Annotated in this window: 2 protein-coding genes; one reads left to right on the plus strand and one right to left on the minus strand. The window is 64.1% G+C overall.

Annotation, left to right across the window (positions count from 1 at the left end):
• Positions 1 to 256: 256 nt before the first annotated feature.
• Complete coding sequence (locus tag DVK07_RS19850; RefSeq protein ID WP_121598541.1) at positions 257 to 556, plus strand: hypothetical protein; 300 nt, start codon at positions 257 to 259, stop codon at positions 554 to 556.
• Positions 557 to 586: 30 nt separating this feature from the next.
• On the opposite strand, the gene DVK07_RS22915 is transcribed toward DVK07_RS19850, so the two are convergent.
• A complete protein-coding gene (locus tag DVK07_RS22915) occupies positions 587 to 730 on the minus strand; it encodes a hypothetical protein (RefSeq protein WP_017344249.1) in 144 nt (47 codons plus the stop codon).
• Positions 731 to 869: the final 139 nt, after the last annotated feature.

Raw genomic sequence — 869 nt, forward strand, 5'->3', positions numbered from 1 at the left:
TATATCATGAAATTCTTGACGTGACGCGCAACGATCGAATCGTCCTCCGTCATGGGGGTTTCCTCCCACAGATTTCGCAGCACTCGTTTCGTGTCCGGCATCGTACGGTGGAAGTGGCGGCGGTCAAAGAACGTTCAGATTGCGTCGGGGGCCACAGTGCCAGTACGACCTGAGGGGCGTCACAGATCCGACGGTCGCCGGTATTTTTATACACTACCGCTTGTAACACCGGCTCCACCACGATAGATTAGCGATCATGGAGTATTCTGCCGCGTTCGAGTCGGACGTCGGGGACGTAGAGAACGCCGCGATCCGCCTCGCGGAGAGCGAGGCGGACGGCGAGGCCGACCCGCAGCTACAGAGCGAGTTCGCCGCGGTCCTCGACCACGTCCTGAACACCTACGCGGTCGACTGCGAGTCGCTCACGACCCACGTCGAGGCGGTCGCCCGGATCTGGCGGACTCGCGACCACGAGACCACCGCGAGCAAGCACGTCGACACCGTCCATCAGGCGTTCATGGCCGAGGTCTGCGACGACTACGACCCGGTCTACTGAGCGCCACTCGCCTCCGGCGCCGCCGCAGGCTCACGTCCCCGGCGGCGTCCTGACGTGGTGGCCGCAGTTCGGACACTGCCCCTCGTTTAAGAACTCCGTCGGGCCGGTGCCGGTCGCCGCGTTGTAGCTGAAGCTGTGCCCGCAGTTCGGACAGGTCTCGGAGCGCCGGACCATGCGGTTCGATAGCGTCCCCCGTCACTTCAAGATCAGCCGACGTCGGCGGTCACCCGTACAACAGAATGACCACGGCGACGAACGCTAACTCGCCGCCGACGAGCAGCGCGGCGAGCAGCCACGTTCGGTAGGTCCACAG

This window comes from Halorubrum sp. Atlit-26R (genome assembly GCF_003666015.1).
Taxonomy (GTDB): domain Archaea; phylum Halobacteriota; class Halobacteria; order Halobacteriales; family Haloferacaceae; genus Halorubrum.